Source organism: Pseudarthrobacter sp. MDT1-56 (assembly GCF_059383555.1).
The window spans coordinates 193,496-217,358 of the sequence record NZ_JBWZCK010000002.1 but is presented as its reverse complement, the minus strand read 5'-3'; the positions used below and the strand labels follow the sequence as shown (position 1 = coordinate 217,358).

Here is a 23,863-nt window from a genome sequence, read left to right as displayed (position 1 = left end):
TCAGGCCTCCCGCTGGGCAACGGCCCTGGACTCGATGATGGCGCCGGCCATTTCCGCGAGCTCGCGCTCCGGGACCCGGACGGCACCTGTTCGGTTGACGGTGTAAACGACCGGCCAGAGTTGCCGGACGGGATCGGGGCCGCCGGTGGCGGAGTCGTCGTCGGCGGCGTCGTAGAGCGCCTCGACGGCGACGGAGACGGCGTCCCGCTCCGGGAGGTTGGGCCGCCAGAGTTTCTTCAGCGCGCCGCGCGCGAACATCGAGCCGGAACCGACGGTGTGGTGTTCCTGCTCCTCGTAGCGGCCGCCGGTGACGTCGTAGGAGAACAGCCGGCCCAGGCCCGCGGGACGGTCGAAGCCTGCGAACAGCGGCACGACGGCCAGGCCCTGCATCGCCATCGGCAGGTTGCTGCGGACCATCGCCCCGAGCCGGTTGGCTTTGCCGTCCAGGCTTAGGAGTGTTCCTTCGATCTTCTCGTAGTGTTCGAGCTCGACCTGGAAGAGACGGGTGATGTCGAGCGCGATCCCCGCGGTCCCGGCGATGCCGAGCACGGAGTACTGGTCCGCGGGAAAGACTTTCTCGATGTGCCGGCTGGCGATGATGTTGCCCATCGTGGCACGGCGGTCCCCCGCCATCAGCACCCCTCCGGCGTAGGTCAGCGCGACGATGGTGGTCCCGTGCGGCGCCTGCAGGGGCGTGGCGGCATTCCCTGCCGGGAGCTGCTGGCCGGGCGGAAGCTGGCCGAAAGGCAGCAAATCGGGGCGCTGGCGCTGCAGGTGTTCGGTGAAGGAGGACGTGGCGTTGGCTGCTACCTGGTTGGCGGTGGTTTCCTGCACTGGTGCACTCCCTCAACGTAGTGAATCAACGACTTCCGGCCCTCAGCCCTGTGCCGGCGCAACCCCTGCGCCGCCGCGGTCCGGGCGGTGCGCTACTGGCCGCCCTTTTGGACAAACGCGCGGACGAACTCCTCGGCGTTGGATTCCAGAACGCCGTCGATCTCATCGAGCAGATCGTCGACGCCCTGGGTGGCGGCTGACGCCTGTCCCTCCGCGGGAGCCGGCGGGGCTGCGGGGACGTCTTCGTCGACCTCGGTGTCCCGCGACTGCGGCTGCTGTTGCTCCTGGCCTGCCATTGTTCTCTCCTTCTGTCCGTCCCTTCTTCGCAAGGGACTTCCTGTAAGCCATATTGCCACGCCCTGAGCCCCTGCGGGACTCTTTGGGCCTACGAACCGGGAGGGAGTCCCAGCAGCTCGGACAGGAAGGATCCGGCCTCCCGGTGCCGGGCGAAGAGGCCGCCGGTGAGGGCCTCGGTTCCGCGCAGCGGTTCCCGGGTGGGGACCCGCTGAAGCCTGCCGCGGCCGGGCACATCGAAGATCACGGAGTCCCAGCTGGCGCCGACAACGTCGGCTCCGAAGCGGCTGACGCAGCGGCCCCGGAAGTAGGCCCGGGTGTCCGACGGCGGCTCCGTGACCGCCCGCTGGATCACGCCGTCGTCGACGATCCGCTGCATGCGGTCCCGTGCCAGCAGGCGGTAGTAGAGTCCCTTTTCCGGCCGGATATCCGCCCACTGCAGGTCCACGAGGCCCAGCCGTGCGTGGCCCCACTCCAGTCCGTCGCGGTCCCGGTAACCCTCCAGCAGGGAGAGTTTCGCCAGCCATTCCACGGAGGACGCAGCCGCTGCGCGGTCGTTGCCCAGTTCGGTCAGCGTCGCCGACCATCGTTCCAGCACGTCATGGGTGTGGCCGTCCCCGTCCACCGCATCAGCGACGCCGGTGTCCTGGGCATGCTTTGCGGCCGCTTCAAAGTAGATCCACTGCAGGTCCAGGGCGGTGATCCGGCGGCCGTCGAGCAGCCGCAGGGTGGCGGTCAGCGAGGTGTCGTGGCTGACTGCCTGCAGCGAGGCAACCGGCTCATGGACTTCCAGCTTCGGGGCCAGCCCGGCCTCGATCAGGCTCAGCACCAGCGCTGTGGTGCCGAACTTCAGGTAATTGGCGGTCTGGCTGAGGTTGGCGTCACCGATGATGACGTGCAGCCGCCGATACTTGTCCGCGGTCGCGTGGGGTTCGTCGCGGGTGTTGATGATGGGCCGGCGGATCGTGGTTTCGAGGCCGACTTCGGTCTCGAAAAAGTCCGCCCGCTGGCTGATCTGGTAGCCGGGGCGGGAGCCGTCCTGCTTCATGCCGACCCGGCCGGCGCCGCAGAAAATCTGGCGGGTGACGAAGAACGGCGTCAGGCCGCGGACAATGTCCCCAAACGGCACCGAGCGGGGCATGAGGTAGTTCTCGTGGGAGCCGTAGGAGACCGACTTGTTGTCCGTGTTGTTCTTGTACAGGTTGACCGGCGGCAGCTCCGGATCCGACGCCAGGCGCCGCACCGCGGCGAGGGCCACGAGGTCTCCGGCAGCATCCCACGCGACGGCGTCGCGCGGGCTGGTTACTTCCGGGCTGGAGTACTCGGGGTGGGCATGGTCGACATAAAGCCGGGCACCGTTACCGAGCACCATGTTCATCAGCAGTGTGCCGGACTCGTCCTCGCCGTCGGCTTCGAGCTCCTGCCGGCCGTAGGCCAGGGCGACAGCCTCGGCGTCGAGGACGGGCGGCTGGTCGGTCAGCTGGTCCGGTTCGGCCTGGCTGCGCTCCAGCGTCCAGCCGCGGGCGTCATGCAGCGGTTCCTCGTCGGTGTAGTCCCAGCGGGTCTCGGCCCCGCCGGCGGCGCGCTGCCGGGTCACCTGGGCGTAGGCCTGGATCACCCGGGCGGACATCATCGTGGCGTTGGCGCCCGGTGCGGAGGGCGCGTGGATGCCGTATTCGGTTTCCGAGCCCATCACCCGCATGGCGCCGCCGACCGGCAGCCCGCCCGATACGCCGGCCGGCCTGCCGGGCACCGCCGACGTCACAGGTACTGGCCCGTGCTCGGCATCGTCTCGATGGACTTGCCGGGTTCCTGCCCCGCTTTGCCCTGGACGATCGTGCGGATGTACGTGATGCGTTCGCCCTTCTTGCCCGAGATCCGTGCCCAGTCATCCGGGTTGGTGGTGTTGGGCATGTCCTCGTGCTCGCGGAATTCGTCGACCACGGCGCGCAGCAGGTGGTCGATCCGGATGCCCTTCTGGCCCACGGTGAGCAGGTCCTTAATGGCGTACTTCTTGGCCCGGTCCACGACGTTCTGCACCACGGCCCCGGAGTTGAAGTCCTTGAAGTAGAGCATTTCGGTGTCGCCGTTGGCGTAGGTGACTTCGAGGTATTCGTTGGACTTGTCGGTGGAGTACATGGCCTCGACGGTGCGCTGGACCATCGCGTCCACGGTGGCCTGCACATCGCCGTGGTGCTCGGCGAGGTCGGACTCGTGGAAGGGAAGGTCGGCGGTGATGTACTTGTTGAAGATGTCCGCCGCGGCCTCCGCATCGGGGCGGTGGATCTTGACCTTGACGTCGAGCCGTCCCGGCCGCAGGATCGCGGGGTCGATCATGTCCTCACGGTTGGAGGCGCCGATCACGATCACGTTGTCGAGCCGCTCCACGCCGTCGATCTCGCTGAGCAGCTGCGGGACGATGGTCGTTTCGACGTCGGAGGAGATGCCTGTGCCGCGGGTGCGGAACAGCGAGTCCATCTCGTCGAAGAACACCACCACCGGGCTGCCCTCGGAGGCCTTTTCCCGGGCGCGGGCGAAGATCAGCCGGATGTGCCGTTCGGTCTCGCCGACGTACTTGTCCAGCAGTTCCGGTCCCTTGATGTTCAGGAAGTAGCTCTTCATGTCCGTTTTGCCCGTGCGTTCGGCAGCCCGGGCGGCGAGGGAGTTGGCGACTGCCTTGGCGATCAGCGTCTTGCCGCAGCCCGGCGGGCCGTAGAGCAGGATGCCTTTCGGGGCCTTGAGCCCGTGTTCGCGGTACAGGTCCGGATGCAGGAACGGCAGTTCCACGGCGTCGCGGATCTGTTCGATCTGCGGTCCGAGGCCGCCGATGTCCTGGTAGGTGATGTCCGGCACTTCCTCGAGGACGAGGTTCTCCACTTCGGAGCGCGGGATCTTTTCGAGGGCGTAGCCGGTGCGGGAATCGATCGAGAGGGCGTCGCCGACCCGGAGCTTCTGCGAAAGCAGGGCGCCGGAAAGCCGGATGACACGTTCCTCATCCGCACGGCCCACCACCAGGGCACGGTCCGCGCCCAGCATTTCCTTCAGCGTGACAAGGTCCCCGGCCCGTTCATAGCCCAGCCCGGCGACCACCATCAGCGCCTCATTGAGAAGGACTTCCTGGCCGACGGCCAGCTGGTTCATGTTGACCAGTGGGCTGATCCCGACACGCATCTTGCGGCCGGCGTTGAAGATGTCGACCGATTCCTCGGTGGCGGCCTGCCCGCCGTTGCCGGCGGAGGGGTGGCGTTTCGGGTTCAGCTGCAGCACCGTGCCGAAGCTGTACGGCGGCTGGCCTTCCTGGTCGAGGGCGTTCTTCAGCCGGAGGATTTCCGCTTTCGCGGTTTCCAGCATGCCCACGAGCTTGGAGTTGTTCTGCGTCGCGGCGGCGAGCTGGCGGTCAATATGCCGGAGCTTGTCCCGGAGGATATTGACCTGCCGCTCGGCCACGGACAGTTCGCTGGCGGCGTGCGCCTGCCCCGCGGATGCGGACGCATCCTCTGCCGGCGTCTGGCCCGGATCGGTGTTCGGAGTCTCCATCGTGCATCAGCCCCTTCCTACGCTTCTATTAAGACATTAGCCCCAAGAAGCCGGACCCCGCTGAAGACTTCCGAAATACGGACTACTTCGTAATATCCGGATCGTCCTTGACGTTGGTCCCGGCAATGGCGTCGCGGGCGGCCCGGCGCAGTTTCTTGTCCGAGACGGCGCGCTCCCCCACCGCCCCGGGCGTCCAGGCGTTGACGTCCTCTTCGTTGAAGTCGGTTTTGGACGGGCGCCGTTTCACGGAGATGCCCGTGACGCCGTCGGCCAGCCGCCGGGTGACCAGCAGGAAGCCGGTGTGCGCGACCATCCGGTGGTCCGGACGGACTGCCAGGCCCTCAAGGTGCCAGCCGCGGACCATGGATTCCCAGGCGTCGGGTTCGGTGAAGCGGCCGTCGGCGCGGATGGCTTCCGCGGTCCGGGACAGCTGGGTCACGGTGGCGACGTAGTTGATCCACACGCCACCGGGGGCCAGGACGGTGGCAACCGCGTCGAGGCATTCCCACGGGGCCAGCATGTCCAGGACCACGCGGTCCACGGACCCGGGCTCCTCGGTGCGGACGACTTCCTCCTGGAAATCACCGATGGAGATCTGCCAGGCTGGATGCGGGCCGCCGAAGATAGTCTCGACGTTGCCGCGGGCGATGTCCGCGAATTCTTCCCGGCGCTCGAAGGAGTGCAGGTAGCCGTTGTCGCCGACCGCGCGGAGCAGCGAGATGGACAGGGCGCCGGAGCCGACGCCGGCCTCGACGACGCGTGCGCCGGGGAAGATGTCCGCCATGGTGACGATCTGGCCGGCGTCCTTGGGGTAGACGACGGCTGCGCCGCGGGGCATCGAGAGGACGAAGTCCGAGAGCAGCGGGCGGAGCGTCTGGTACTGCTGGCCGACGTTGTTGACCACCACGGAGCCGTCCGGCCTGCCGATGATCTCGTCGTGGTTCAGGAAGCCGCGGTGCGTGTGGAAGGCTCCGCCAGCTTCGAGGCTGATCGTGTTCATGCGCCCGCGCTCGTCGGTGAGCTGCACGCGTTCGCCCTCCCGGAACGGTCCGCGGCGGCGTGCTGCGCCGACGGGAGCGCCGCCGGCACGTGCCGGGCTGGCCGCCGGGGCCTCTGTGCCGGGGGCCGGGCTGATGGCCGCGCCGTCGGCTGTTCCGGCGTCGTTGGGGCTGGTGCTGGCGGCGGTGTCGCTGCTCATGAAAATGTTCCTCGCTCCTGTAAAGCTGTGTGGCCGCGGAAAGTGCCGGCGGTCCGGCTGCTTGCGCCCAGGGCCGTGCGCCCGGGCCGGAAATACACGACCGGCAGGTAACTCTACCGGCTTTGGCCGAACATCCGCTTGCCGGACCCTGGGTTCTTGCCCGTGAGGGCACCAAGGACGGCGGATTGCCGCAGCAGGCCGGTGACGGTTCCGTCGCGGTCGACGACGGCGTATTCCAGGCCGTCGAGCTGGGCCAGGTACTGGATCAGTTCCTGTCCCCTGGACCACTCGGGCACGTAGGCGCCCGCGCCGAGGGCGTAGGACACCGCCGTGAGGGGTGTGGTGGCGGCGGCGGCCGCGGAAACCGTGGCGACTGCCCCGGTGTCCACCACGGCGGCCGGACGCCCGTCCGGGCGGTAGAGCACGACGGCGGGAGCCGCACCCGTGGTGGGATCCGGGGCCAGCGCCAGCACGTCCGCCACGGACGCGCCTTCCGGGAGGCCCACGGCGGGTTCGGCCAGCGCGCCGGCTTCCACGGACGGCAGGCGGCTACGCAGCCGCGCCTGCTCAATCGAGGCGGTGGCGCCCATCCAGAGGAAGCTGCCGACGAGGACCGTGATGAGCATCAGGGAGATGTCGGGCCGGCCGCCGCTGAGCAGGGGCAGTGCCACGAACCAGGCCACGAGGGCGATCACGATGATCCGCCCGCCCCAGCCGGCCGCCACGGTGCCCTTTTCCTGGCTGCCGGTCAGCTTCCAGACGGCGGATTCGACCAGCCGGCCGCCGTCCAGCGGCAGCCCGGGCAGGACGTTGAAGATGCCGATCAGCAGGTTGGCCCAGACAAAGATGTTGGTCAGGATTCCCGCGACGCCGGTGAGGTCGCCCGCGGTCAGCAGGAGCCAGCCGCCGGCGGCGAGGACCAAGTTGGCCGCCGGGCCAGCCATGGCGACGATAACGGAGCGTCCGGGTGACGCCGTGAAGCTTTCAAACTGGGTGTGGCCGCCCCAGAGGTTGAGGACGATCTTTTCGCTGGGCCAGCGGTAGATCTTCGCCGTCAGTGCGTGCGCGAGCTCATGCACCAGCACCGAAATCAGCAGCAGGACAGCGTAGGCGAACGCCACGAAGTAAGCGCCAATGCCGAGGTACGGGTTGTTTGCCTGCAGCACCGGGCCGTAGACGATCACGGTGAACGCCGCAATGATGAACCACGAATAGGCGAGGATGACCGGGATGCCGGCGATGCGCCCCAGCGAAATACCCTCTTTGCGGCCCTGCTTCTGCGGATCCTGCCCGCTGCGGCCGCGGGTGTCGGTGTCAGTCATGGACCGGCACCTTTACTGCGCCGCTGCCCGAGCCGAAAGTGGCGTCCGGGAACTCGTGGCGCAGGGCGACGAGCTCTTCGAGGTCGCCTACGGTACGCCCCGCGAGGGTGTCCCACATGGCGTGGCGGGGATCCTGTGGCAGCGGCACGATATGCGGGATGGCGACGGTCAGCACGCCGGAGGCGACGGCGGCCGCCACGCCCGGCCCGGAGTCCTCCAGCGCGATGCAGTGCTGCAGGCCGAGTTCCGGGTCCTGTTCCTGCAGCAGCTCGACAGCTTTGAGGTACGCCTCGGGGTGCGGCTTGCCCTGCGTGACGGTGTCGCCGGTGACGAGGAAATCGAAGTAGGGCCTGGGCAGGCTGGCCACAATCTCCCGGGCCAGCGGGGCCTCGGACATGGTCACGAGGGCACAGCGGATCCCCGCCGTGTGGAGTTCCTCCAACAGTTCGCGGGCACCGGGCCGCCAGGGCACGGAGGTGCGGACCTGGCTGATGACATGGGCCGTCAGGATGTCGATGATCTCCCGGCGCTCCAGCGCCACCCCTGCGTCCTGCAGGATACCCGCGGAGAAGACCAGGGACTGGCCCACCAGCTGCATGGCCTTTTCATGGGACCACTGCCCGCCGTGCGCGGCAACCAGGGCGTGCTCGGCCTCGATCCAGTACGGCTCGGTGTCCACGATGGTGCCATCCATGTCCCAGAGCGCGGCTTTGAGCAGGGGCTGGGGAACTGAGGATTGCATGCCTTCCAGTCTACGGGGCGGCCCTGTGAGGGGCCTGATTACTACGCCTACGGCGAATATCGCCCGCGGGTCGCCGATTCCCGGCGCTTCATTCCCTGCGGCGGCCGGGTCCTTGGACGTAGGGTGAAGGGATGAATAGCTTCGAGGTAGACCCCGCGGAAACGGGCGACGTGCCCGAGCCGGAACGGCTGCTGCAGCCCGTCCCCGAGGGCCGGCGCATCACGGTGATGCTTGCCGCCTTCGAAGGCTGGAACGACGCCGGCGAGGCTGCAAGCGATGCCCTGCGTTACCTCAACAAGCTTTGGGGCGGCAAGAAAGTCGGTTCGGTCGACGCCGACGAGTACTACGACTTCCAGTTCACCCGGCCCACAATCCGCCGCACGGCGTCCGGGGAGCGGAAGATCAAATGGCCCTCCACCCGCATTTTCAAAGCCAGCGTTCCCGACTCCAAGGTGGACGTCATTTTCGTCCAGGGCACTGAGCCGTCGTACAAGTGGCGGGCCTACACCGCCGAACTGCTGGTCCATGCCGAGGCACTCCACGTGGACTACGTCATCCTGGTCGGTGCCCTCCTCGCCGACGTGCCGCACAGCCGGCCGATCCCGGTAAGCACGTCGACGGATGACCCTGCGCTGCGTGAGCGGATGGACCTTGAGGCCTCGCAGTACGAGGGTCCCGTGGGGATCGTGGGCGTCCTCGCCGAGGTTGCGCTGCTCGCCGGGCTGCCCACGGTCTCACTCTGGGCCGCCGTGCCGCATTACGTGGCGCAGGCACCTTCCCCCAAGGCGCAGCTGGCGCTGCTGCACCGTATCGAGGAGCTCCTGCAGGTTCCGCTTGACACCCAGGAGCTCGTCGAGGAGTCCGACGCGTGGGAACGCGGTGTGGACGAACTGGCCACTGAGGACCCCGAGATCGCGGCGTATGTGCGCCAACTCGAGGAAGCGAAAGACACCGCCGACCTCCCGGAGGCCAGCGGCGAGTCGATCGCCCGTGAATTCGAGCGCTACCTCAAGCGCCGCGGCAAGGACAAGCCTTAGAGTTCGACGCCCAGCAGGGCGTTGATGGCGTCGCCCGCCAGCGCGGCGTCGAAGGCGGATCCGGCCTGCGCGGCCCCAAGGGCGGCCGCGGCCCACTCATCCATGGCGGCGACGGCCCCGGGGGCGTTCAGGTCCTTGGAGAGTTCGGCCCGCAGCCGGGACACCAGCCCGTCAGCCGAGCCTTCGGGCGCGACGTCCAGGGCAGCCCGCCAGGTGCGGAGCCGTTCCTTGGCCTGGGCGAACCCGGCCTCGGTCCATGACCAGTCGCTGCGGTAATGGTGGGCCAGGATGGCCAGCCGGATCGCGGCCGGGTCCTCGCCGGCGGCGCGGAGTTTGGAGACCAGGACCAGGTTTCCCTTGGACTTGCTCATCTTTTCTCCGTCGAGCCCCACCATGCCGGCGTGTGCGAAGTGTTGTGCCAGCGGCACCCCGGACAGGGAATAGGCATGCCCGGCGCCCATTTCGTGGTGCGGGAAGATCAGGTCCGAGCCGCCGCCCTGCACGGTGAACGGGGCGGGCAGGTACTTCTGGGCGATGACGGTACATTCGATGTGCCAGCCTGGCCGTCCCTCCCCCAGCCCGTCGCCGGGCCAGCTCGGTTCGCCCTCACGGGCAACCCGCCAGAGCAGCGGGTCCAGCGCCTGGCGTTTCCCGGCGCGGCCGGGGTCGCCGCCGCGTTCCGCAAAAAGCTCGAGCATCTCGGCGTCGGACAATCCGGAGACGGCGCCGAGGGTCCAGGCGTCCGTGGCTTCGGCGGAGTGCTTGCCGGCCGCTTCGACGTCGTAGTAGAAGTCCCCGTCGGGCTCCCCGGCGCTGCCGGCGACACGGTAGGCCAAACCCCGCTTGACCAGTCGCTCAATGGCGGGGACGATCAGGGGAATGGCTTCCACCGCACCTACATAGTGGTCCGGGGCCAGCACGTTGAGGGCTTCCATGTCTGTCTGGAAGAGCTCGATCTGGCTGGCGGCGAGATCGCGCCAGTCCACTCCGGTGGCCGTCGCGCGCTCCAGCAGGGGGTCGTCGACGTCGGTGACGTTCTGGACGTAGGACACCTGCTGGCGGCCGTCCCGCCAGGCGCGGTTGAGCAGGTCGAACGCGACGTAGCTGGCGGCATGGCCCATGTGCGTGGCGTCATACGGCGTGATTCCGCAGACATACATTGACTGTTCGCCTGCTGCCCCGATGGTGACGACGCTGCCCTTAGCGGTGTCGAAGAGGCGGAGGGCAGGCATGCGGCCCGGGAGCTGGGGAACGGGGCGGGAGATCCAAGACTTCACAGCCCAAGCCTAGTGCTAGGCGCTGATGACGTTGAAACCGAGCAGCAGGTAGAGGGCCAGGCCGAGCAGAATCCGGTACCAGACGAAGAGCCGGTAGCCGTGGGTCGAGACGTACTTCAGGAACCAGCCGATGATGATGTAGCCCACCACAAACGCGACGGCCGTGGCCAGTGCCGTTTCCGGCAGGCTGTAGGGGCCGGTGATGCCGTCTTTGGAGGCCACTTTGTAGAGCTGGTACAAACCGCTGCCGAACACTGCCGGGATCGCCAGCAGGAACGAATAGCGGGCTGCCGCTTCGCGGGTGTAGCCCATCAGCAGCCCGGCGGTGATCGTGCCGCCGGAGCGGGAGACCCCGGGGATCAGTGCCATGGCCTGGGCCAGGCCGTAGAGGATGCCGTGTTTATACGTCAGCTGGGTGAGTTCGCGTTCCTGGCGTCCGATCGCGTCGGCGACGGCGAGGATCATGCCGAAGACAATCAGCATCGTGGCCACGACCCAGAGGCTGCGGAGCACGGACTCGATCTGGTCCTGGAACAGCAGTCCGAGGACGATGATCGGCAGGCTGCCCAGGATCACCAGCCAGCCCATCCTGGCGTCGGGGTTCTGCCGCGAAACTTTGCCGGTCAGGGATGCGGCCCACGCCGTGATGATCCGCACAATGTCGCGCCAGAAGTAGACGATGACCGCGGTTTCCGTGCCCAGCTGGGTGATTGCCGTAAAGGCGGCCCCTGGATCGGCGGCGTTGGGGAGGAAGGAGCCAACGATCCGCAGATGGGCGCTTGAGGAAATCGGGAGGAATTCTGTCAGTCCCTGCACAAGGCCCAGAAAGGCCGCTTCAAACCAGTTCACGTAGATAGACCCTACGTCATGAAGCCGACCGAACCCCCGTAAGCTTGCTGACATGCAGCAGCGTTATGTCGGCAACAGTGGGTTGCGCGTGTCCTCCCTTTCCCTCGGCACCATGTCCTGGGCCCGGGAAACCGATGAGCAGGATGCCTCGGCTCTTCTGCGCACTTTCGTGGACGGCGGCGGAACCCTGATCGACACGGCCGCCTCCTACGGCGAGGGCCAGGCAGAGGCGATGTTGGGCGGCATGCTGGGCGACGTTGTTGCCCGCTCCGAAGTGGTCATCTCCACAAAAGCGGGACTGTCGACGTCGGATGGCCGCCGCAGCGTCGACACGTCCCGGAACGGAATGCTCTCCGGCCTGGATGCAAGCCTCGCCCGGCTGGGCACCGACTACGTCGACCTCTGGTTCGCCCACGCCTGGGACCCCAACGTCCCGCTGGAAGAGACCCTGTCCGCGCTCGAATTCGCCGTCCGGTCGGGCCGGGCCCGCTACGCGGGAGTGTCCAACTACAACGGCTGGCAGACCGCCAAAGCCGCAGCGGTCGCGGGCTTCCCGCTGGTCGCGAACCAGTCCGAATACTCCCTGCTGCACCGCTCCCCCGAAGCTGAACTCATCCCCGCTGTCGAGGACGCCGGCCTGGGCCTGATGGCGTGGGGTCCGGTGGGGCGCGGGGTGTTGAGCGGCAAGTACCGCGGGCACATTCCGGTGGACTCACGGGCAGCCCATGCGCGGCTGGCCGGCTATGTGGAGCCGTACCTGGAGGGGACCTCGTCCAGCGTGGTGGAGGCCGTTGCGATGGCGGCGAAGGGTTTGGGCCGGACAGCCCTCGACGTTTCGCTGAGCTGGCTGCTGTCCCAGCACGGCGTGGCGACGGCGATCGTCGGCCCCCGCACCCCGGTGCAGCTCAAGGAGATCCTGGACTCAACGCTGGCACCGCTTCCGCCGCAGATCGCCCAGGCCCTCGAGGATGTGTCCAGCCACGCCTGAGCGGCGTCCCGCGGACCGAGTCAGTCACTGGAGAATTTCGAGGTCTTCCTCGTCGTCGACGTCTTCTTCCTCGTCGTCATCGCTGTCCTCATCAAGGACCCCAAGTCCCGTCACTTCGCCGTACGCTTCATAGAGAGAGTCGTCGTAGACTTCAAAGGCATCAGCAACAGTAAAAAACGCTGCCTCGACCGCGGGGTCCCCGGGCCCCCGGCGTGCTGACGCAGCGGCGAGGTGTTCTTCCAGGGCAGCCGTGAAGGCTTCAAGCGCGACACGCGGATCGATGCTCATGACTTCACGTTAGCCGGAAAAGGAAGAAAATGGAGAGCAATGAAGGAACATTTTCTCAGCAGTTCAGTCCGGCGGGAACGGGACTATGTGAGGCAGTACGAGTACCTCGTACTGACGGTAAGTCCTGAAGATTCCCTGCCGGAAGCGCGCCGCCGACTGGTGGAACACTCCGAGTACGGCAAGTGGGAACTGGAGCGCAGCGTGCTGTATCTTGGCGGCGGCCGCCGGTTCTGGCTCCGCCGCCGGGTCACCCAGGTCCAGCGGACCGTCTAGGTCCTGGGGTTCAGCGGACCGTCCAGGGCTTCTCGAGCGGTCCCAGCCACGCATTGGCCACGGTGTTGTGCGCCGATTCGTCGTCCGAGGGGTGGAACATCCCCGCCAGCACGTCACGGTACAGCCGTTCCAGTTCGGAACCGCGGAAGTAGCTCGATCCCCCGGACACCCTGATGGCCAGGTCCACGACCGTGCGGGCCGTCTCCGTCGCACTGACCTTGAGCCCGACCAGCTTCGGGAACCACTGGCTGCCATGGTCGGCCAGCGCGTCCACGTCCGCGGCGACGCTGGAGAGCTGGGGGTACAGCGCATCCATCGCCATGGCAGCGTCCGCCACCTTCCAGCGGATGTCGGGATCCTGGGCGTAACTGCGCCCGCCGTTCTTGAAGGACGTCCGCCCCTTCACGGCCTCAACGCCCAGGGCGAGGGCCCGTTCGCCAATGCCCGTGTAGACCGCCGCCAGCAGCGTCTCGAAGCAGGCGAAGATGGCGAAGATCAGCGGGTCCGCGTTCGGGCCGACCGGCAGCTTCCGGAAGATCCGCTCCGCCGGCACCACCGCGCCGTCCAGGACGGTCGTGTTCGACTGGCTGGCCCGCATGCCCAGGGTGTCCCAGTCGGCCAGAATTTCGTACCCGGCCGTGTTCCTGGTGAGGAATCCGTGGACAAGTTGCCCTGCGCCGTCCGCGGCAGACGCGTCCTCCCCGAAGATCCCCAGCCGGGTCCACGCCGGCGAGAGGCTCGTGAAGATCTTGCGGCCGGTGAAGGCATACCCGCCGCCGGCCTGCGGGACAGCCGTGGTGCGGGAGTCGAAGAGCACCGAGTCGTTGCCCGCCTCCGAGTTCCCGAACGCGAAGATCTCACCCTGCGCGGCCTCGCGGAGGACAAAGTCCAGTGACGTGTCGCCCCGGGCGGCCAGGACGTGCGCGACGCCGGTCCAGACAAGATGCATGTTGACTGCCAGCGCGGTGGCCGGCGCCGCCGTCGCCAGCCGCCGCTGCAGCTGCGCCGCCGCCTGGAGCCCGAGTCCCAGGCCGCCGTCGGACGCCGGAACGAAGATTTTCAAGTAGCCGGCCTCGGCCAGCTCCGCGAGGTCCTCGTGGAAAAAGGCGTTGTCCCGGTCGTAGCCGGCGGCGCGCCCGCGGATCCGTTCCAGCAGGGCATCTGGCAGGACGTCGGACAGGGCAGCTTCAGGGCTCATGGGCGGTGTCTTTCGGTCCTCAGTAGTTGGTGAGCAGGGTGTCCAGTACCCGGGCGCCGAACTTCAGGGAGTCGGTGGGGACGCGTTCGTCCACGCCGTGGAACATCCCGGTGAAGTCCAGTTCGTCCGGGAGCTGGAGTGGCGCGAAGCCGTACCCGATGATGCCCAGGCGGCTCAAGGACTTGTTGTCCGTGCCGCCGGAGAGTGTGTAGGGCAGGACTTTGGCTCCCGGGTCCTCGGCGTGCAGCGCGTCGATCATCGAGTCCACGAGGTTACCGGCGAACGGAACCTCAAGGGAGACGTCATTGTGGACGTAACTCACGTCCACGCCCTTGCCGGCGAGTTCGCGGACGATTTCGAGGACGTGATCCTCCTGGCCGGGCAGGGTGCGGCAGTCGATGAGGGCCTCCGCCGATTCAGGGATCACATTGTGCTTGTAGCCGCCCTTGAGCAGGGTCGGGTTGGTGGTGTTCTGCAGGGTGGCGCCGACGAAGCGGGCCACGGTGCCGAGCTCCTTGAGGATCTTGTCCGGGTCGTCGGGGTCGAACTCCACACCCGTGAGTTCCGTCACGCCGTCAAGGAACTGCCGCGTGGTGGGCGTCAGCTCCACCGGCCAGCGGTATTCCCCGATCCGGGACACTGCACTGGCCAGGCGCGTGACGGCGTTGTCCGTGTTGATCTGGGAGCCGTGGCCGGCGCGGCCGTGCGCGACAAGGCGCAGCCAGGACAGGCCCTTTTCGGCGGTCTGCAGCAGGTACGTGCGCTGCCCGCCGATGGTTGCGGAGAAACCGCCCACTTCGGAGATGGCCTCGGTGGCGCCGTCGAAGAGTTCTGGGCGCTTCTCGATCGCGTAGCGGGCGCCGTAGGTGCCGCCGGCTTCCTCGTCGGCGAAGAAGGCGAAGATCAGGTCCCGCTTGGGCTTGCGTCCGGTGCGGGCGAAATTCCGCAGAACGGAGAGGATCATGGCGTCCATATCCTTCATGTCCACGGCGCCGCGGCCCCAGATCATGCCGTCCTTGAGTTCCGCGCCGAAGGGATCCACCGACCACTGCTCGCGCAGTGCGGGGACAACGTCCAGGTGCCCGTGGACCACGAGGGCGCTGGCGGAGGGGTCCTCCCCGGCCAGCCTGGTCACCACGCTGGCGCGGCCCGGGGCGGCCTCGAAGATTTCGGCGTCCAGCCCCACTTCGGTCATCAGCCCCGCGGTGTATTCGGCGGCCGCCCGCTCCCCCGGGCCGGAACCGTCGCCGTAGTTGGACGTGTCGATCCGGATCAGTTCCTGGCAGATTCTGACGACTTCGTCCTCGGGCCTGATATCAGTCATGTTTCACTCCTCGTGGCGTCGGCTCTTTTGCTGGCTTCAGCCTACCCACATGCCTGTTCCGGCCCCGATTATTTGTTTCGGGAAAGTTCATGCTAGAGTCTTTCTCGCTGCTTCGGAGAAAACCGAAACGCTGAAAGGCGAAAAGGTACACCGAATACCACCTGCGCGGGTGGCGGAATGGCAGACGCGCTAGCTTGAGGTGCTAGTCCTCGAAAGGGGGTGGGGGTTCAAGTCCCCCTCCGCGCACAACGGGAAAACCCCCAGAATCCAAGGATTCTGGGGGTTTTTTTCTGTCCCCGCCCACCCACGGCATTCTCAGTGGACACACTTGGGCCGGTCGCGTCGTGGAGCGAGGTAATGACCTCCCGCGGGGTGAAGCAGCCACCGCAGCTTCAGCGCACAGCGGGTGGGCAAGACGCCAGGCAGACGCCGGGTCCGGTTCACGGGTAGCGGCTACCTCATTGGATGGTGCATGGGGACCCGCCGCGACGTCCCCCGGCGCCGCAGCTTGAGTCTTCTCGGGGTTCCGGCCCCATGCCTCCGCCCGAAAGCATCAGCACTCTTGCGGGGAGCTCTCAGCCCTGCCCGGCGTTCAGAACGAGCGAGATGGGCGAGCATGCCCCAAGTAAAAGCCATCCAGAGAACCGCCGCAGTGAGGACGATACCAATCAGGAACAGAGGATGCATGTGGGTCCTCCAGGGATACCTCGGTGTGGGACGGCACGCGGCCGGCCCGGTTGTTGTAGTCTCTCCCCTGCTTGAATGATCTCAGGTTCGTCCCTCCTCCGGAAGTAGTTCCCGCCATGGGCCCCTGATGCTGGCCGGCGCCGGGACTGAGGGCCAAAAGGACCGGGTTGCCGTCATCTGCCCCGTCAGCCGCGAGGGGCGCCAGGCAGCACGGGGCCTAAGCTGGTGCCGTGACACCCTCCCCAGCTCCCGTCGACGTTTTCGTCCAGACCGGCCCCGCCGAGTGGTGGGAGGTCCTCGCCGCCCTGGGTCCGCTGGCCGTGCTGCTCGCGGCGGTCATCGGTGCCGCCATCAGCCTGCGCACCCTGCAGCAGCGCGCCGCCGCTGACACGGCCGCGCTGGTCCAGCAACGGGAAGCGGACAACCGGAGCGAATGGTGGAACCGCGCCCAGTGGGCCCTGGACAGCTCCCTCGCCGCTGACCCGCGCCGGGCCGAACTGGGCCTGGGTGTCCTGGCGGTCCTGGCCGACAGCGGACTGGCCAGCCCGGAGGAACTCAAAATCATCACGGTGGCCTGGGAAGACCCGCTGGACAGCGCCCCGGCCCGGCCGACCATCGCCCCGCCGTCGGAAGCCGCCGGCCCCGGACACCGTGCCGCCTCCCTCGACCCAGGCGTGCAGAGCGCGGCCGCCAGGCTCCGCCTCGTCACCGACCGGCGCCTCGGCCAGGCCACCCCGGAGTGGGTCAGGGAACTGGCCGTCGGCACGCAGCAAGGGTAGTCCTTCACAGGGTTCTTCTAATCCGCTTTGGCCACTGCGGCCAGCTGACCAAAGCTATTTCAGCAGTTCGGCCATGCGGGCGGCATTCCGGTCGTTCTCCGTCAGCGGGTCCAGGCCCCAGGCGTCTTCGATCGTGCGGAGCAGGGAATAGTGGGTGTAGCGGGTGTCCGAGACGTAGCCTTTCCGCGCGGCGGGTCCGGCGAAGACCGTGGCGACCCGGTTGCTGCCACGGCTGCCCTCATCGAACGTGACCACCAGCAGGGAGTTCTTTGTGGTGAACGCCGGTGAGGCGAGGATTTTGGGTATTTGCCGGGACAGCCAGTCGTCGCCGGTCCGGACCGGGCTTCAGGCCCTCGTCCAGCCAGCTCAAGGGCACCACGTGGTGGGCGCACAGCTCCCTGTCCTCCGTCACGGACGGGTAGTACATAAACGGGTTGTGCTTTACCGAGTATCGTCCGGAGTCCTTGGCCAGGCACGGGCCGGGCATTCCTTCGGCATACATCCGCCATTCCCGCCCCGACGTGGTGATTTCGTCGGTAATGGTCCGCACATCTGCCTGGCAGCTGGGTGCCTCGGGGTCGCAGTTGCTGGTGATGCCGGCGGTGGAGCCGCTGGTCAGGGCAATGTAGTTCGGCAGGCTGGGCCGGGTTATCGCATGATAGTTGGCTGCCAGGGCGTGGTCCTTTGCCAGAGAGTTGAGGTACGGGGCATCATCGGCTCCCAGTATCCGGCTGGCGGCCTTGTTCTCCATCACGATGATGACGACGTGATCGATCGTCCCGGCCCGGGCGGGGCCGGGCGGAGACGAAGTGCACCCGGCCAGAAGCAGGCCCAGTGCAAGGACAATGGCCAGGGAGGGACTGGCAACGCGCCTCACTGCGTCCCACCGCCGCTAGGCGTCCGGGGGCAGCGCGGACCGGATGGTTCCGACGAGCGAACGGAACCTGGGATCGGCCTGCAGCGCATCGAGCAGGACGGGTCCGCGCGGACCGGCCAGTGGTACGCGCCAGTTGGGGTACTGCGTGCTGGTCCCGGGCTGATTCTGCGTCCGGGTCTCCCCCACCGCGTCCACCAGGGCGACGCCCAGCAGGGACGAGGGCGTGAGGGTGGTGAAAGCGTAGAGCGCCTCGACGGTGGCCTGCACGTCCTGGTGACCCGGTTCCGGCAGAAGACCGCGTTCCCGCAGGAGGCCGAGTACGGCCTGCTGCTCAGCGGCGGCCTCGGCGCGTTCCTCGTCCACCGGACGCTGGAGCAGGCCCAGTGATTCGCGGAGGGTGACGTGGTCACCGGCCAGGTAGCCGGCGGTCGGGGGAAGGTCGTGGGTGTTGACGCTGGTCAGGCACTGCTGCCGGTACCGTTCCGGCGGGATGGGTCCGTCGGCGTCGTGCTCGAACCAGAGGATCGACGTGCCAAAGATCCCGCGTTCGGCCAGATAGTCCCGGACCCACGGCTCAAACACGCCCAGGTCCTCGCCGATCACGATCGCTCCGGCCCGCTGCGCCTCCAGGGCAAGGATACCAATCAGCGCCTCGTGGTCGTAGTAGACGTAGGTGCCCTGCTCCGGCCCGGCCCCGGCCGGGATCCACCACAGACGGAACAGCCCCAGGATGTGGTCCACCCGGATTCCGCCGGCATGGCGCAGCACGGTCCGGAGCATGTCCCGGTAGGCGGCGTAGCCTGATTCGGCGAGCCGGCCCGGGTGCCAGGGCGGCTGGGTCCAGTTCTGTCCCTGCTGGTTGAACATGTCCGGCGGGGCGCCGACCGTGACGTCCCGGGCCAGCACCCCGGCAAGCGACCAGTCGTCCGCCCCGCCGGGTTTCACGCCGACCGCAAGATCGTGGATGACGCCGATTTCCATGCCCGACAGCCGGGCCGAGCGCTGGGCGGCCTCGAGCTGCTGGTCGCAGAGCCACTGCAGCCAGCGGTGGAATTCGATCCGGCCACCCAGCAGGGCCCGCTGCTCCTTGCAGTAGGCAGTGCCGGGCGAGGAGGCTTCCGCCGCCCACTGGGGGGCGTCGGGGGCGAGCTTCTCGGCCAGGGCGCACCACAGGGCGAAGTCGTCGAGTCCCCGCCCCTCCCCGGCGCAGAAGTCAGCGAACGCCAGGGTACGGGCGGGGTCGCGCGGGACGCCGAACAGCAGCTCAAGGGCAGCGAGTTTGGCGCCGTAGCTGGAGTTGCGGTCCAGCAGCCCGGTGGAATGGTTCGCGGCGTGCTGCTGATTGGCCAGCCGCTCCACCTCGGCCCGGCCGGCCGGGTCGAGGTAGCCGTATTCGGGGATCTCCTCCACCCGGAGGTAGAGCGGGTTGAAGTAACGCCGGGTCGTGGGCAGGTAGGGCGAGTCCTCGACCGGCGGCCGGGGCTCGGCGGCATGCAGCGGGTTGACCAGCAGGAACCCGGCGCCCTCCTGCCCGGTCATGGCGGCGAGATCGGCGAGGTCGGAGAAATCGCCGATCCCCCAGGAGCGGGAGGACCGCACGGAATAGAGCTGCGCGGTCAGGCCCCAGTTCCGCCGGCCGGCGAGCGCCTCGGTCGTGCGGAGCCTCCGCGGCGTGACGATGAGTGGGCATTGGGCCACCGTGCCCTCGTTGTCCGCCAGCAGGGTGTGCCAGCCGAGGGGCACGTGGTCCGGGACAGCGAACACGGCCCGGCCGGTGAGGACGCCGTCCACGTCGACCGGTGCGTCCAAGTTCTCGCGCTGCGTCGCCTCATACCGCCGGCCGTCTTCTGCGATGATCCAGACGTTGACGGCGCTTCCGTGCGGTACATGGACGTTGACGTGGAACTCCTGCCCTTCACGGGCAACGGCGACCGCCGGCAGCAGGCGCCGCCACGGTGCCCGGCGGGCCTCAGCCAGGGACCGTTCCATCTCCTGCGGGTCCGCGGCCGGGACGCCCAGCGCGGCCAGGACGCTGCGCAGGGTGCCGTCCGCGACGGAGCGTTCCACGCCGTCCCAGCCCCAGTAGGACGTCCCCACGCCGTGGGCCGCGGCGAGTTCCCGCAGCAGTAGGGGTGCGCTGGACCCGTTGTGGTGGTGCATGCCATCAGCCATGGGGCAACTCTAGACGCTGCCCCCGGGACCCGTGCCGTGTCGATGGACGTGGGTTTCGCCGACCAGTTCGTGCAGGCCCTCGACGGCGCGCGCCAGGGACAGCTCCGGGGAGGCAACGATGAACGGCATCAGGAGCCGGTTTTCCTTCTCCAGGTGCAGGGCGAAGATGTTCCGGATGGAACCGGCGGCCACGGCGGCGTCCACCCCGGTGGATCCCCGCAGTTCCTCGACCAGTCCGACGATCACCTGATGCTCGGCCAGCATCCCCTCCACGAGCAGCTTTCCCTGCGGCAGGTTCCGGGGCGCGCTGTACAGCGGGCCCTCCTCAGCGAGCGCATGCGGGACGAGGTCGGTCTCGCACCACTCCACCAGCACCTCATGGGCGTCGTGCTCCGCCACCGCGTCACCCGTCCGGACGGCGCGGACCAGTGTCGCCGTCAGCGCGCTGAGCCGCTTGAGCATGCCCGCGTGGTGCTGCTCCACCGCCGCCAGGGCCTCGGCGTCCTCATCGGCGTTCTGGTTGACGGTGCTGGCCGCTGGCTGATCCATGACGTCTCCCGGTTCTGCTGGATAGGGGCATGCGCGCTCTCTTCCCACTTTACGGCGGACACGAACCCGCGCACCGGGCCTTTCGGCCCAGCGGAATGAAGCCGGCCCGGCGCGGAAGACGACGCCGGCTTTAGACTCGGCCGCAACGTCCGCGCTAGCCTTGCAGCCTATGGTCGACGTCGAACGGTTCCGGATCCTCCTCCAGGAGGAGCGCCGCCGGAAACTTGAACTCCTCCCCGCGCTGCGCCGGGACATCTCCTCGGTGAACGCCGCCCGGCAGGATTCAAATGTCGACGACGAACACGATCCCGAGGGAACGACGATCGCGTTTGAGCTCTCCCAGGCCTCGGCCCTGCTGGAACAGAGCTGTCAGGGCCTCGCGCAGATCGAGGCGGCCCTGGCACGGATCGACGCCGGCACGTACGGCATCTGCGCCGTGTGCGGGGAACAGATCGCGGAGGGAAGGTTGGAGGCCAGGCCCTGGACCCCGTACTGCATCCGGCACAGCGCCGGACCGGCGGGCGCCGCAGGGACACCGGACCGAACGTCGGTATGACCAATCCTGCCGAGACCTGGTGGACCCGGATTGTCGCCGGATTCACCCAGTCCCCCGTCCCGCACGTCACCGGCACTGAGCTGGCCCTGGTCATCCTCCTGGCCGTCGCCCTTTCCCTGCCGCGGGTGACCTGGCGGTACTTCGGGCTGCTGGCCACCGTCACGCACGAACTCGGCCACGCGTTCGCCGCGCTGATGACCGGGCAGCGCCTCGGCGGCATCCACCTGAGCCTGGACCACTCGGGCACCACTACCACCTACAGCCGGAAACCCCTGGCCGCCGTTTGGTCCACGTTCTGGGGGTACCCGGTGCCTGCCGTCGTCGGCGCAGCGATGGTCTGGAGCGGCTTCAACGGCTGGGGTCCGGCGGCGATGTCGCTCGGGACCCTCATCCTGCTGGCCTCGTTCCTGTTCATCCGCAACGGCATCGGGCTGCTGATCACCGCCGCCGCGGTCCTGGCCGCCGCCCTGCTCGTGCTGTTTGTCCCGCCCGAATTCAACGGCCATGTGATGATCGTCCTGGGCCTGGCGCTCCTCGTCGCCGCTGTCCGGGACCTGGGCAAGCTGGCCAACGTCCACCTGAAGCGACGGGACCGGCTGGCGACCTCGGACGCCTACCTGCTCTCCCGGGCAACCCGCATCCCCGCCGCCGTCTGGATCGTCCTGTTCGCCGCCGTCGTCGGTGCCGCGTGGTGGGTAGCCTGGCAGCCGATGTCGCAGGTGTTCGCAACACTGCCATTGCCTACGGTGCCCGGACAGGGCGGCGGCCCGGCATAGGCTGGGACCATGAGCACAACACACACGGACGACCCGGGATTCAGCACCAAGGGTGCCTACGTTACCGGCGGCGCCGAGTTCAACCGGGACACCAACTACATCGAGGACCGGATCACCCGCGACGGCGCCCCAGGCCGGAACGGTGAGCCCGGCTGGCCGGTAGTGCCGGGACGCTACCGGCTGATCGCGGCCCGCGCCTGCCCGTGGGCGAATCGGACTGTGATCGTGCGGCGGCTGCTGGGCCTCGAGGACGCCATTTCCCTCGGCCAGCCCGGCCCCACCCATGATGCACGCTCCTGGACTTTCGACCTGGACCCGGACGGCAAGGATCCGGTGCTCGGCGTGGAACGGATCCAGGAGTCCTACTTCCGGCGGTTCCCGGACTATCCCCGCGGCATCACCGTGCCCGCCATTGTCGACGTCACCAGTGGACAGGTGGTGACCAACAACTTCCCGCAGATCACCCTCGACTTCGCGACCGAGTGGACGGCGTATCACCGCCCCGGCGCCCCGGACCTCTACCCGGAGGCACTGCGCGAGGAGATCGACGCGGTCAACAAGAGGGTCTTCACCGAGGTGAACAACGGCGTGTACCGCTGCGGCTTCGCCGGCTCCCAGGAAGCCTACGACGCCGCCTACGACCGGCTCTGGACCGCCTTGGACTGGTGAGGAGCGCCTCAGCGGACAGCGGTACCTTGTCGGAGACACGATCACGGAGGCCGACGTCCGGCTCTTCACCACGCTGGCTCGCTTCGACGCCGTTTACCACGGGCATTTCAAATGCAACCGGCAGAAACTCAGCGAGATGCCCGCGCTGTGGGCCTACGCCCGTGACCTGTTCCAAACCCCCGGGTTCGGCGACACCATCGACTTCGTGCAGATCAAGCAGCACTATTACATCGTCCACGAGGACATCAACCCCACCGGGATCGTTCCGGCGGGGCCGGAGCTTGCCAACTGGCTGACCGCCCACGGCCGCGACACCCTCGGCGGCCGCCCCTTCGGCGAGGGAACGCCCCCGGGACCGGTCCGGGCCGGGGAGGAAGTCGCTCCGGGGCACGGCGCCGGCTGAGCCGAACGGCGCCGGCCTGAGGGGTTCGTCCAGTTGTCGCAGCAACGTCCCCAGCCTAGGGTGAGCCGGGTGACTACTACAGACGAGGCCACGCACACCGGCGGCCCCTCACTGCCCCTGCGACTCTGGCGGGTGGTGACCGGCAACGCCCGTTCAGCGCTGCTGTGGCCCCGGCTGCAGCTGGCCATGAAGGCTGGACTTGCTGCGGGCATTGCCTTCGCGATCGCCCCGTTTATGCCCGGCTCCGCGGCCGACTACCCCTACTACGCTCCGCTGGGCGCCCTGGTGGCGATGTACGAGAACGTTGCCGGCTCCATGAAGCAGGGTGTGCAGACGCTCGCGGGACTCGCCATCGGCGTTGGGCTGGCCTTTGTACTGTTCATTCTCGGCAGCCCGACGCCGCTGACGGTCGGTGTCGTGATGGCCTTCGGCGTCATCCTGGCCGGACTCCCGAAGATCGGCGCGGGCCGGGACTGGATCCCGACGGCGGCGCTGCTGGTCCTGCTGGTCGGCGGCCACAACCCGGACCAGTTCTCCTTCGGCTACCTCCTGCAGATGGGGGCCGGGGTTACGGTGGGCATCCTCGTGAACCTGCTGGTGTTCCCGCCACTTCATTTCCGCGCCGCCGAGCTCAGCATCGCCGAATTGCGCCTCGCGCTCGCCCAGCAGCTCTGGGACATGGCCAAGGCGATGAAGGAAAGCTGGCCGCCGGAGCACGAAGACTGGTCAAAGCGGTCCGGCGCGCTCGAAGCGTCCGCGCGTTCCGTCCGCCTGGCCGTGGAGAAGGCGGACGCCAGCCGGCGGGCGAACCCCCGGCGCCGGCTCCATCCGCGGGACATTGAGCTGGACTACCGCAACCTGCGGGACTTGGAACGGGTGACCTTCCACGTCCAGGACGTGACGCAGGTGCTCTCGGATGTCATCTGGGCCAAGGACACTCCGTTTGTGGTGCCGGATGAATACGCTGCGCCGCTCGCCGACGCTATGGCCGCCGTCGGCGACGTCCTGGAGGCGGTTGAGACGGAGAGCCCGGACCGGCAGGTGGAGCTGAGTGAAGAAGCCGACGCCGCCGTCAAGTCCCTGACGGCACGCGTTGGCGCCGAGGAAGCGGCAACCGACGCCCCCAGCGCTGTCGAATCGATCCTGTTGAGCCTGCACCGGATGCTGCGCGTGGTAAAGGACTCCGCGGACAGGCAGTAGCGGGCGGTTCCCGGGCATTCATGCCGGCAATAAT

The 23,863-nt window shown here is 68.0% G+C and carries 23 protein-coding genes, 1 tRNA gene and 1 pseudogene; 9 read left to right on the top strand and 16 right to left on the bottom strand.

Translation table 11 applies throughout. From position 1 onward, the window contains the following. The 7 genes from prcB to AC50YC_RS04215 form a co-directional block, all read right to left on the bottom strand. Positions 1 to 834 carry a proteasome subunit beta gene (gene prcB / locus AC50YC_RS04245; protein ID WP_494952341.1) on the bottom strand — a complete coding sequence of 278 codons (834 nt, stop codon included), beginning with the start codon at positions 832 to 834 and terminating at the stop codon, positions 1 to 3. 92 nt (positions 835 to 926) lie between these two features. Continuing rightward, the gene (locus AC50YC_RS04240) at positions 927 to 1,130 is read right to left on the bottom strand and encodes a ubiquitin-like protein Pup (RefSeq protein ID WP_024365265.1); all 204 of its coding nucleotides are present in this window, start codon (positions 1,128 to 1,130) and stop codon (positions 927 to 929) included. 89 nt (positions 1,131 to 1,219) lie between these two features. Then, on the bottom strand, positions 1,220 to 2,830 hold the full coding sequence (dop, locus tag AC50YC_RS04235) for a depupylase/deamidase Dop (RefSeq protein WP_494952494.1): 1,611 nt from the start codon (positions 2,828 to 2,830) through the stop codon (positions 1,220 to 1,222). A 59-nt stretch (positions 2,831 to 2,889) separates the two neighbouring features. After that, entirely contained in the window at positions 2,890 to 4,665 is a 1,776-nt protein-coding gene (gene arc, locus AC50YC_RS04230; RefSeq protein WP_494952340.1) for a proteasome ATPase, read from the bottom strand. An 82-nt stretch (positions 4,666 to 4,747) separates the two neighbouring features. After that, positions 4,748 to 5,863, bottom strand: a complete 1,116-nt coding sequence (locus AC50YC_RS04225) for a tRNA (adenine-N1)-methyltransferase (RefSeq protein WP_494952339.1) — start codon at positions 5,861 to 5,863, stop codon at positions 4,748 to 4,750. 113 nt (positions 5,864 to 5,976) lie between these two features. Further along, the gene (locus AC50YC_RS04220) at positions 5,977 to 7,185 is read right to left on the bottom strand and encodes a site-2 protease family protein (RefSeq protein ID WP_494952338.1); all 1,209 of its coding nucleotides are present in this window, start codon (positions 7,183 to 7,185) and stop codon (positions 5,977 to 5,979) included. After that, the gene (locus tag AC50YC_RS04215; RefSeq protein ID WP_494952337.1) at positions 7,178 to 7,927 is read right to left on the bottom strand and encodes an HAD family hydrolase; all 750 of its coding nucleotides are present in this window, start codon (positions 7,925 to 7,927) and stop codon (positions 7,178 to 7,180) included. Before AC50YC_RS04215 ends, AC50YC_RS04220 begins: the two co-directional genes overlap by 8 nt. 131 nt (positions 7,928 to 8,058) lie before the next feature. On the opposite strand from AC50YC_RS04215, the gene AC50YC_RS04210 reads away from it, so the two are divergent. Next, positions 8,059 to 8,964 (top strand): PAC2 family protein, encoded by a 906-nt coding sequence (locus AC50YC_RS04210; protein ID WP_354170633.1) that lies wholly within the window; start codon positions 8,059 to 8,061, stop codon positions 8,962 to 8,964. On the opposite strand, the gene mshC is transcribed toward AC50YC_RS04210, so the two are convergent. Together mshC and AC50YC_RS04200 are read right to left on the bottom strand one after the other, a co-directional pair. Further along, positions 8,961 to 10,241 (bottom strand): cysteine--1-D-myo-inosityl 2-amino-2-deoxy-alpha-D-glucopyranoside ligase, encoded by a 1,281-nt coding sequence (gene mshC / locus AC50YC_RS04205; RefSeq protein WP_494952336.1) that lies wholly within the window; start codon positions 10,239 to 10,241, stop codon positions 8,961 to 8,963. The genes AC50YC_RS04210 and mshC overlap by 4 nt on opposite strands. 15 nt (positions 10,242 to 10,256) lie before the next feature. Then, complete coding sequence (locus AC50YC_RS04200) at positions 10,257 to 11,090, bottom strand: undecaprenyl-diphosphate phosphatase (RefSeq protein ID WP_494952335.1); 834 nt, start codon at positions 11,088 to 11,090, stop codon at positions 10,257 to 10,259. Positions 11,091 to 11,142: 52 nt separating this feature from the next. Between AC50YC_RS04200 and AC50YC_RS04195 the strand changes: the two genes are divergently transcribed. Then, entirely contained in the window at positions 11,143 to 12,078 is a 936-nt protein-coding gene (locus AC50YC_RS04195; RefSeq protein ID WP_494952334.1) for an aldo/keto reductase, read from the top strand. Between the two features lie 24 nt (positions 12,079 to 12,102). Here AC50YC_RS04195 and AC50YC_RS04190 read toward each other — a convergent pair whose 3' ends face one another. Continuing rightward, positions 12,103 to 12,366, bottom strand: coding sequence for a hypothetical protein (locus tag AC50YC_RS04190; RefSeq protein ID WP_494952333.1), 264 nt, complete (start codon positions 12,364 to 12,366; stop codon positions 12,103 to 12,105). A 39-nt stretch (positions 12,367 to 12,405) separates the two neighbouring features. Here AC50YC_RS04190 and AC50YC_RS04185 point away from each other — a divergent pair, with 39 nt between their 5' ends. Continuing rightward, the gene (locus AC50YC_RS04185) at positions 12,406 to 12,639 is read left to right on the top strand and encodes a DUF5703 family protein (RefSeq protein WP_024366712.1); all 234 of its coding nucleotides are present in this window, start codon (positions 12,406 to 12,408) and stop codon (positions 12,637 to 12,639) included. 10 nt (positions 12,640 to 12,649) lie between these two features. Here the strand turns inward: AC50YC_RS04185 and AC50YC_RS04180 are convergent, their stop codons facing one another. Next, positions 12,650 to 13,837: an acyl-CoA dehydrogenase family protein gene (locus tag AC50YC_RS04180; RefSeq protein ID WP_494952332.1), complete on the bottom strand. Its 1,188-nt coding sequence runs from the start codon at positions 13,835 to 13,837 to the stop codon at positions 12,650 to 12,652. A 19-nt stretch (positions 13,838 to 13,856) separates the two neighbouring features. Continuing rightward, the gene (locus AC50YC_RS04175) at positions 13,857 to 15,161 is read right to left on the bottom strand and encodes a M20/M25/M40 family metallo-hydrolase (RefSeq protein WP_494952331.1); all 1,305 of its coding nucleotides are present in this window, start codon (positions 15,159 to 15,161) and stop codon (positions 13,857 to 13,859) included. Positions 15,162 to 15,324: 163 nt separating this feature from the next. On the opposite strand from AC50YC_RS04175, the gene AC50YC_RS04170 reads away from it, so the two are divergent. Beyond that, positions 15,325 to 15,407: transfer RNA gene (locus AC50YC_RS04170), tRNA-Leu, on the top strand. Positions 15,408 to 16,078: 671 nt separating this feature from the next. Next, the gene (locus AC50YC_RS04165; protein ID WP_494952330.1) at positions 16,079 to 16,627 is read left to right on the top strand and encodes a hypothetical protein; all 549 of its coding nucleotides are present in this window, start codon (positions 16,079 to 16,081) and stop codon (positions 16,625 to 16,627) included. A gap of 54 nt (positions 16,628 to 16,681) precedes the next feature. Here the strand turns inward: AC50YC_RS04165 and AC50YC_RS04160 are convergent, their stop codons facing one another. Genes AC50YC_RS04160 through AC50YC_RS04145 form a run of 4 tightly spaced genes read right to left on the bottom strand, consistent with a single transcriptional unit; the run spans position 16,682 to position 20,225 of the window. Further along, a complete protein-coding gene (locus AC50YC_RS04160; RefSeq protein ID WP_494952493.1) occupies positions 16,682 to 16,924 on the bottom strand; it encodes an alkaline phosphatase family protein in 243 nt (80 codons plus the stop codon). Then, a complete protein-coding gene (locus tag AC50YC_RS04155) occupies positions 16,866 to 17,504 on the bottom strand; it encodes an alkaline phosphatase family protein (RefSeq protein WP_494952329.1) in 639 nt (212 codons plus the stop codon). The genes AC50YC_RS04160 and AC50YC_RS04155 overlap by 59 nt, the downstream gene beginning before the upstream one ends. A 15-nt stretch (positions 17,505 to 17,519) precedes the next feature. Further along, positions 17,520 to 19,676 carry a 4-alpha-glucanotransferase gene (gene malQ, locus AC50YC_RS04150; protein WP_494952328.1) on the bottom strand — a complete coding sequence of 719 codons (2,157 nt, stop codon included), beginning with the start codon at positions 19,674 to 19,676 and terminating at the stop codon, positions 17,520 to 17,522. Between the two features lie 9 nt (positions 19,677 to 19,685). Further along, positions 19,686 to 20,225 (bottom strand): hemerythrin domain-containing protein, encoded by a 540-nt coding sequence (locus tag AC50YC_RS04145; RefSeq protein ID WP_494952327.1) that lies wholly within the window; start codon positions 20,223 to 20,225, stop codon positions 19,686 to 19,688. 169 nt (positions 20,226 to 20,394) lie between these two features. On the opposite strand from AC50YC_RS04145, the gene AC50YC_RS04140 reads away from it, so the two are divergent. The 4 genes and pseudogenes from AC50YC_RS04140 (at position 20,395) to AC50YC_RS04125 (ending at position 23,829) form a co-directional block, all read left to right on the top strand. Continuing rightward, on the top strand, positions 20,395 to 20,781 hold the full coding sequence (locus tag AC50YC_RS04140) for a TraR/DksA family transcriptional regulator (RefSeq protein WP_494952326.1): 387 nt from the start codon (positions 20,395 to 20,397) through the stop codon (positions 20,779 to 20,781). Further along, on the top strand, positions 20,778 to 21,557 hold the full coding sequence (locus AC50YC_RS04135) for a M50 family metallopeptidase (protein WP_494952325.1): 780 nt from the start codon (positions 20,778 to 20,780) through the stop codon (positions 21,555 to 21,557). Before AC50YC_RS04140 ends, AC50YC_RS04135 begins: the two co-directional genes overlap by 4 nt. A gap of 9 nt (positions 21,558 to 21,566) precedes the next feature. Then, positions 21,567 to 22,629: pseudogene (locus AC50YC_RS04130) on the top strand (glutathione S-transferase family protein). 186 nt (positions 22,630 to 22,815) lie between these two features. Next, positions 22,816 to 23,829, top strand: coding sequence for an FUSC family protein (locus tag AC50YC_RS04125; protein WP_494952492.1), 1,014 nt, complete (start codon positions 22,816 to 22,818; stop codon positions 23,827 to 23,829). Positions 23,830 to 23,863 lie beyond the last annotated feature (34 nt).

Excerpts from the sequence above, each read along its gene's own strand:
- AC50YC_RS04240 (WP_024365265.1), bottom strand. The coding sequence starts at position 1,130 with ATGGCAGGCCAGGAGCAACAGCAGCCGCAGTCGCGGGACACCGAGGTC.
- dop (WP_494952494.1), bottom strand. The coding sequence starts at position 2,830 with ATGCGGGTGATGGGCTCGGAAACCGAATACGGCATCCACGCGCCCTCC.
- arc (WP_494952340.1), bottom strand. The coding sequence starts at position 4,665 with ATGGAGACTCCGAACACCGATCCGGGCCAGACGCCGGCAGAGGATGCG.
- AC50YC_RS04225 (WP_494952339.1), bottom strand. The coding sequence starts at position 5,863 with ATGAGCAGCGACACCGCCGCCAGCACCAGCCCCAACGACGCCGGAACA.
- AC50YC_RS04220 (WP_494952338.1), bottom strand. The coding sequence starts at position 7,185 with ATGACTGACACCGACACCCGCGGCCGCAGCGGGCAGGATCCGCAGAAG.
- AC50YC_RS04215 (WP_494952337.1), bottom strand. The coding sequence starts at position 7,927 with ATGCAATCCTCAGTTCCCCAGCCCCTGCTCAAAGCCGCGCTCTGGGAC.
- AC50YC_RS04210 (WP_354170633.1), top strand. The coding sequence starts at position 8,059 with ATGAATAGCTTCGAGGTAGACCCCGCGGAAACGGGCGACGTGCCCGAG.
- AC50YC_RS04195 (WP_494952334.1), top strand. The coding sequence starts at position 11,143 with ATGCAGCAGCGTTATGTCGGCAACAGTGGGTTGCGCGTGTCCTCCCTT.
- AC50YC_RS04190 (WP_494952333.1), bottom strand. The coding sequence starts at position 12,366 with ATGAGCATCGATCCGCGTGTCGCGCTTGAAGCCTTCACGGCTGCCCTG.
- AC50YC_RS04185 (WP_024366712.1), top strand. The coding sequence starts at position 12,406 with ATGAAGGAACATTTTCTCAGCAGTTCAGTCCGGCGGGAACGGGACTAT.
- AC50YC_RS04180 (WP_494952332.1), bottom strand. The coding sequence starts at position 13,837 with ATGAGCCCTGAAGCTGCCCTGTCCGACGTCCTGCCAGATGCCCTGCTG.
- AC50YC_RS04175 (WP_494952331.1), bottom strand. The coding sequence starts at position 15,161 with ATGACTGATATCAGGCCCGAGGACGAAGTCGTCAGAATCTGCCAGGAA.
- malQ (WP_494952328.1), bottom strand. The coding sequence starts at position 19,676 with ATGGCTGATGGCATGCACCACCACAACGGGTCCAGCGCACCCCTACTG.
- AC50YC_RS04145 (WP_494952327.1), bottom strand. The coding sequence starts at position 20,225 with ATGGATCAGCCAGCGGCCAGCACCGTCAACCAGAACGCCGATGAGGAC.
- AC50YC_RS04140 (WP_494952326.1), top strand. The coding sequence starts at position 20,395 with ATGGTCGACGTCGAACGGTTCCGGATCCTCCTCCAGGAGGAGCGCCGC.
- AC50YC_RS04135 (WP_494952325.1), top strand. The coding sequence starts at position 20,778 with ATGACCAATCCTGCCGAGACCTGGTGGACCCGGATTGTCGCCGGATTC.
- AC50YC_RS04125 (WP_494952492.1), top strand. The coding sequence starts at position 22,816 with ATGAAGGCTGGACTTGCTGCGGGCATTGCCTTCGCGATCGCCCCGTTT.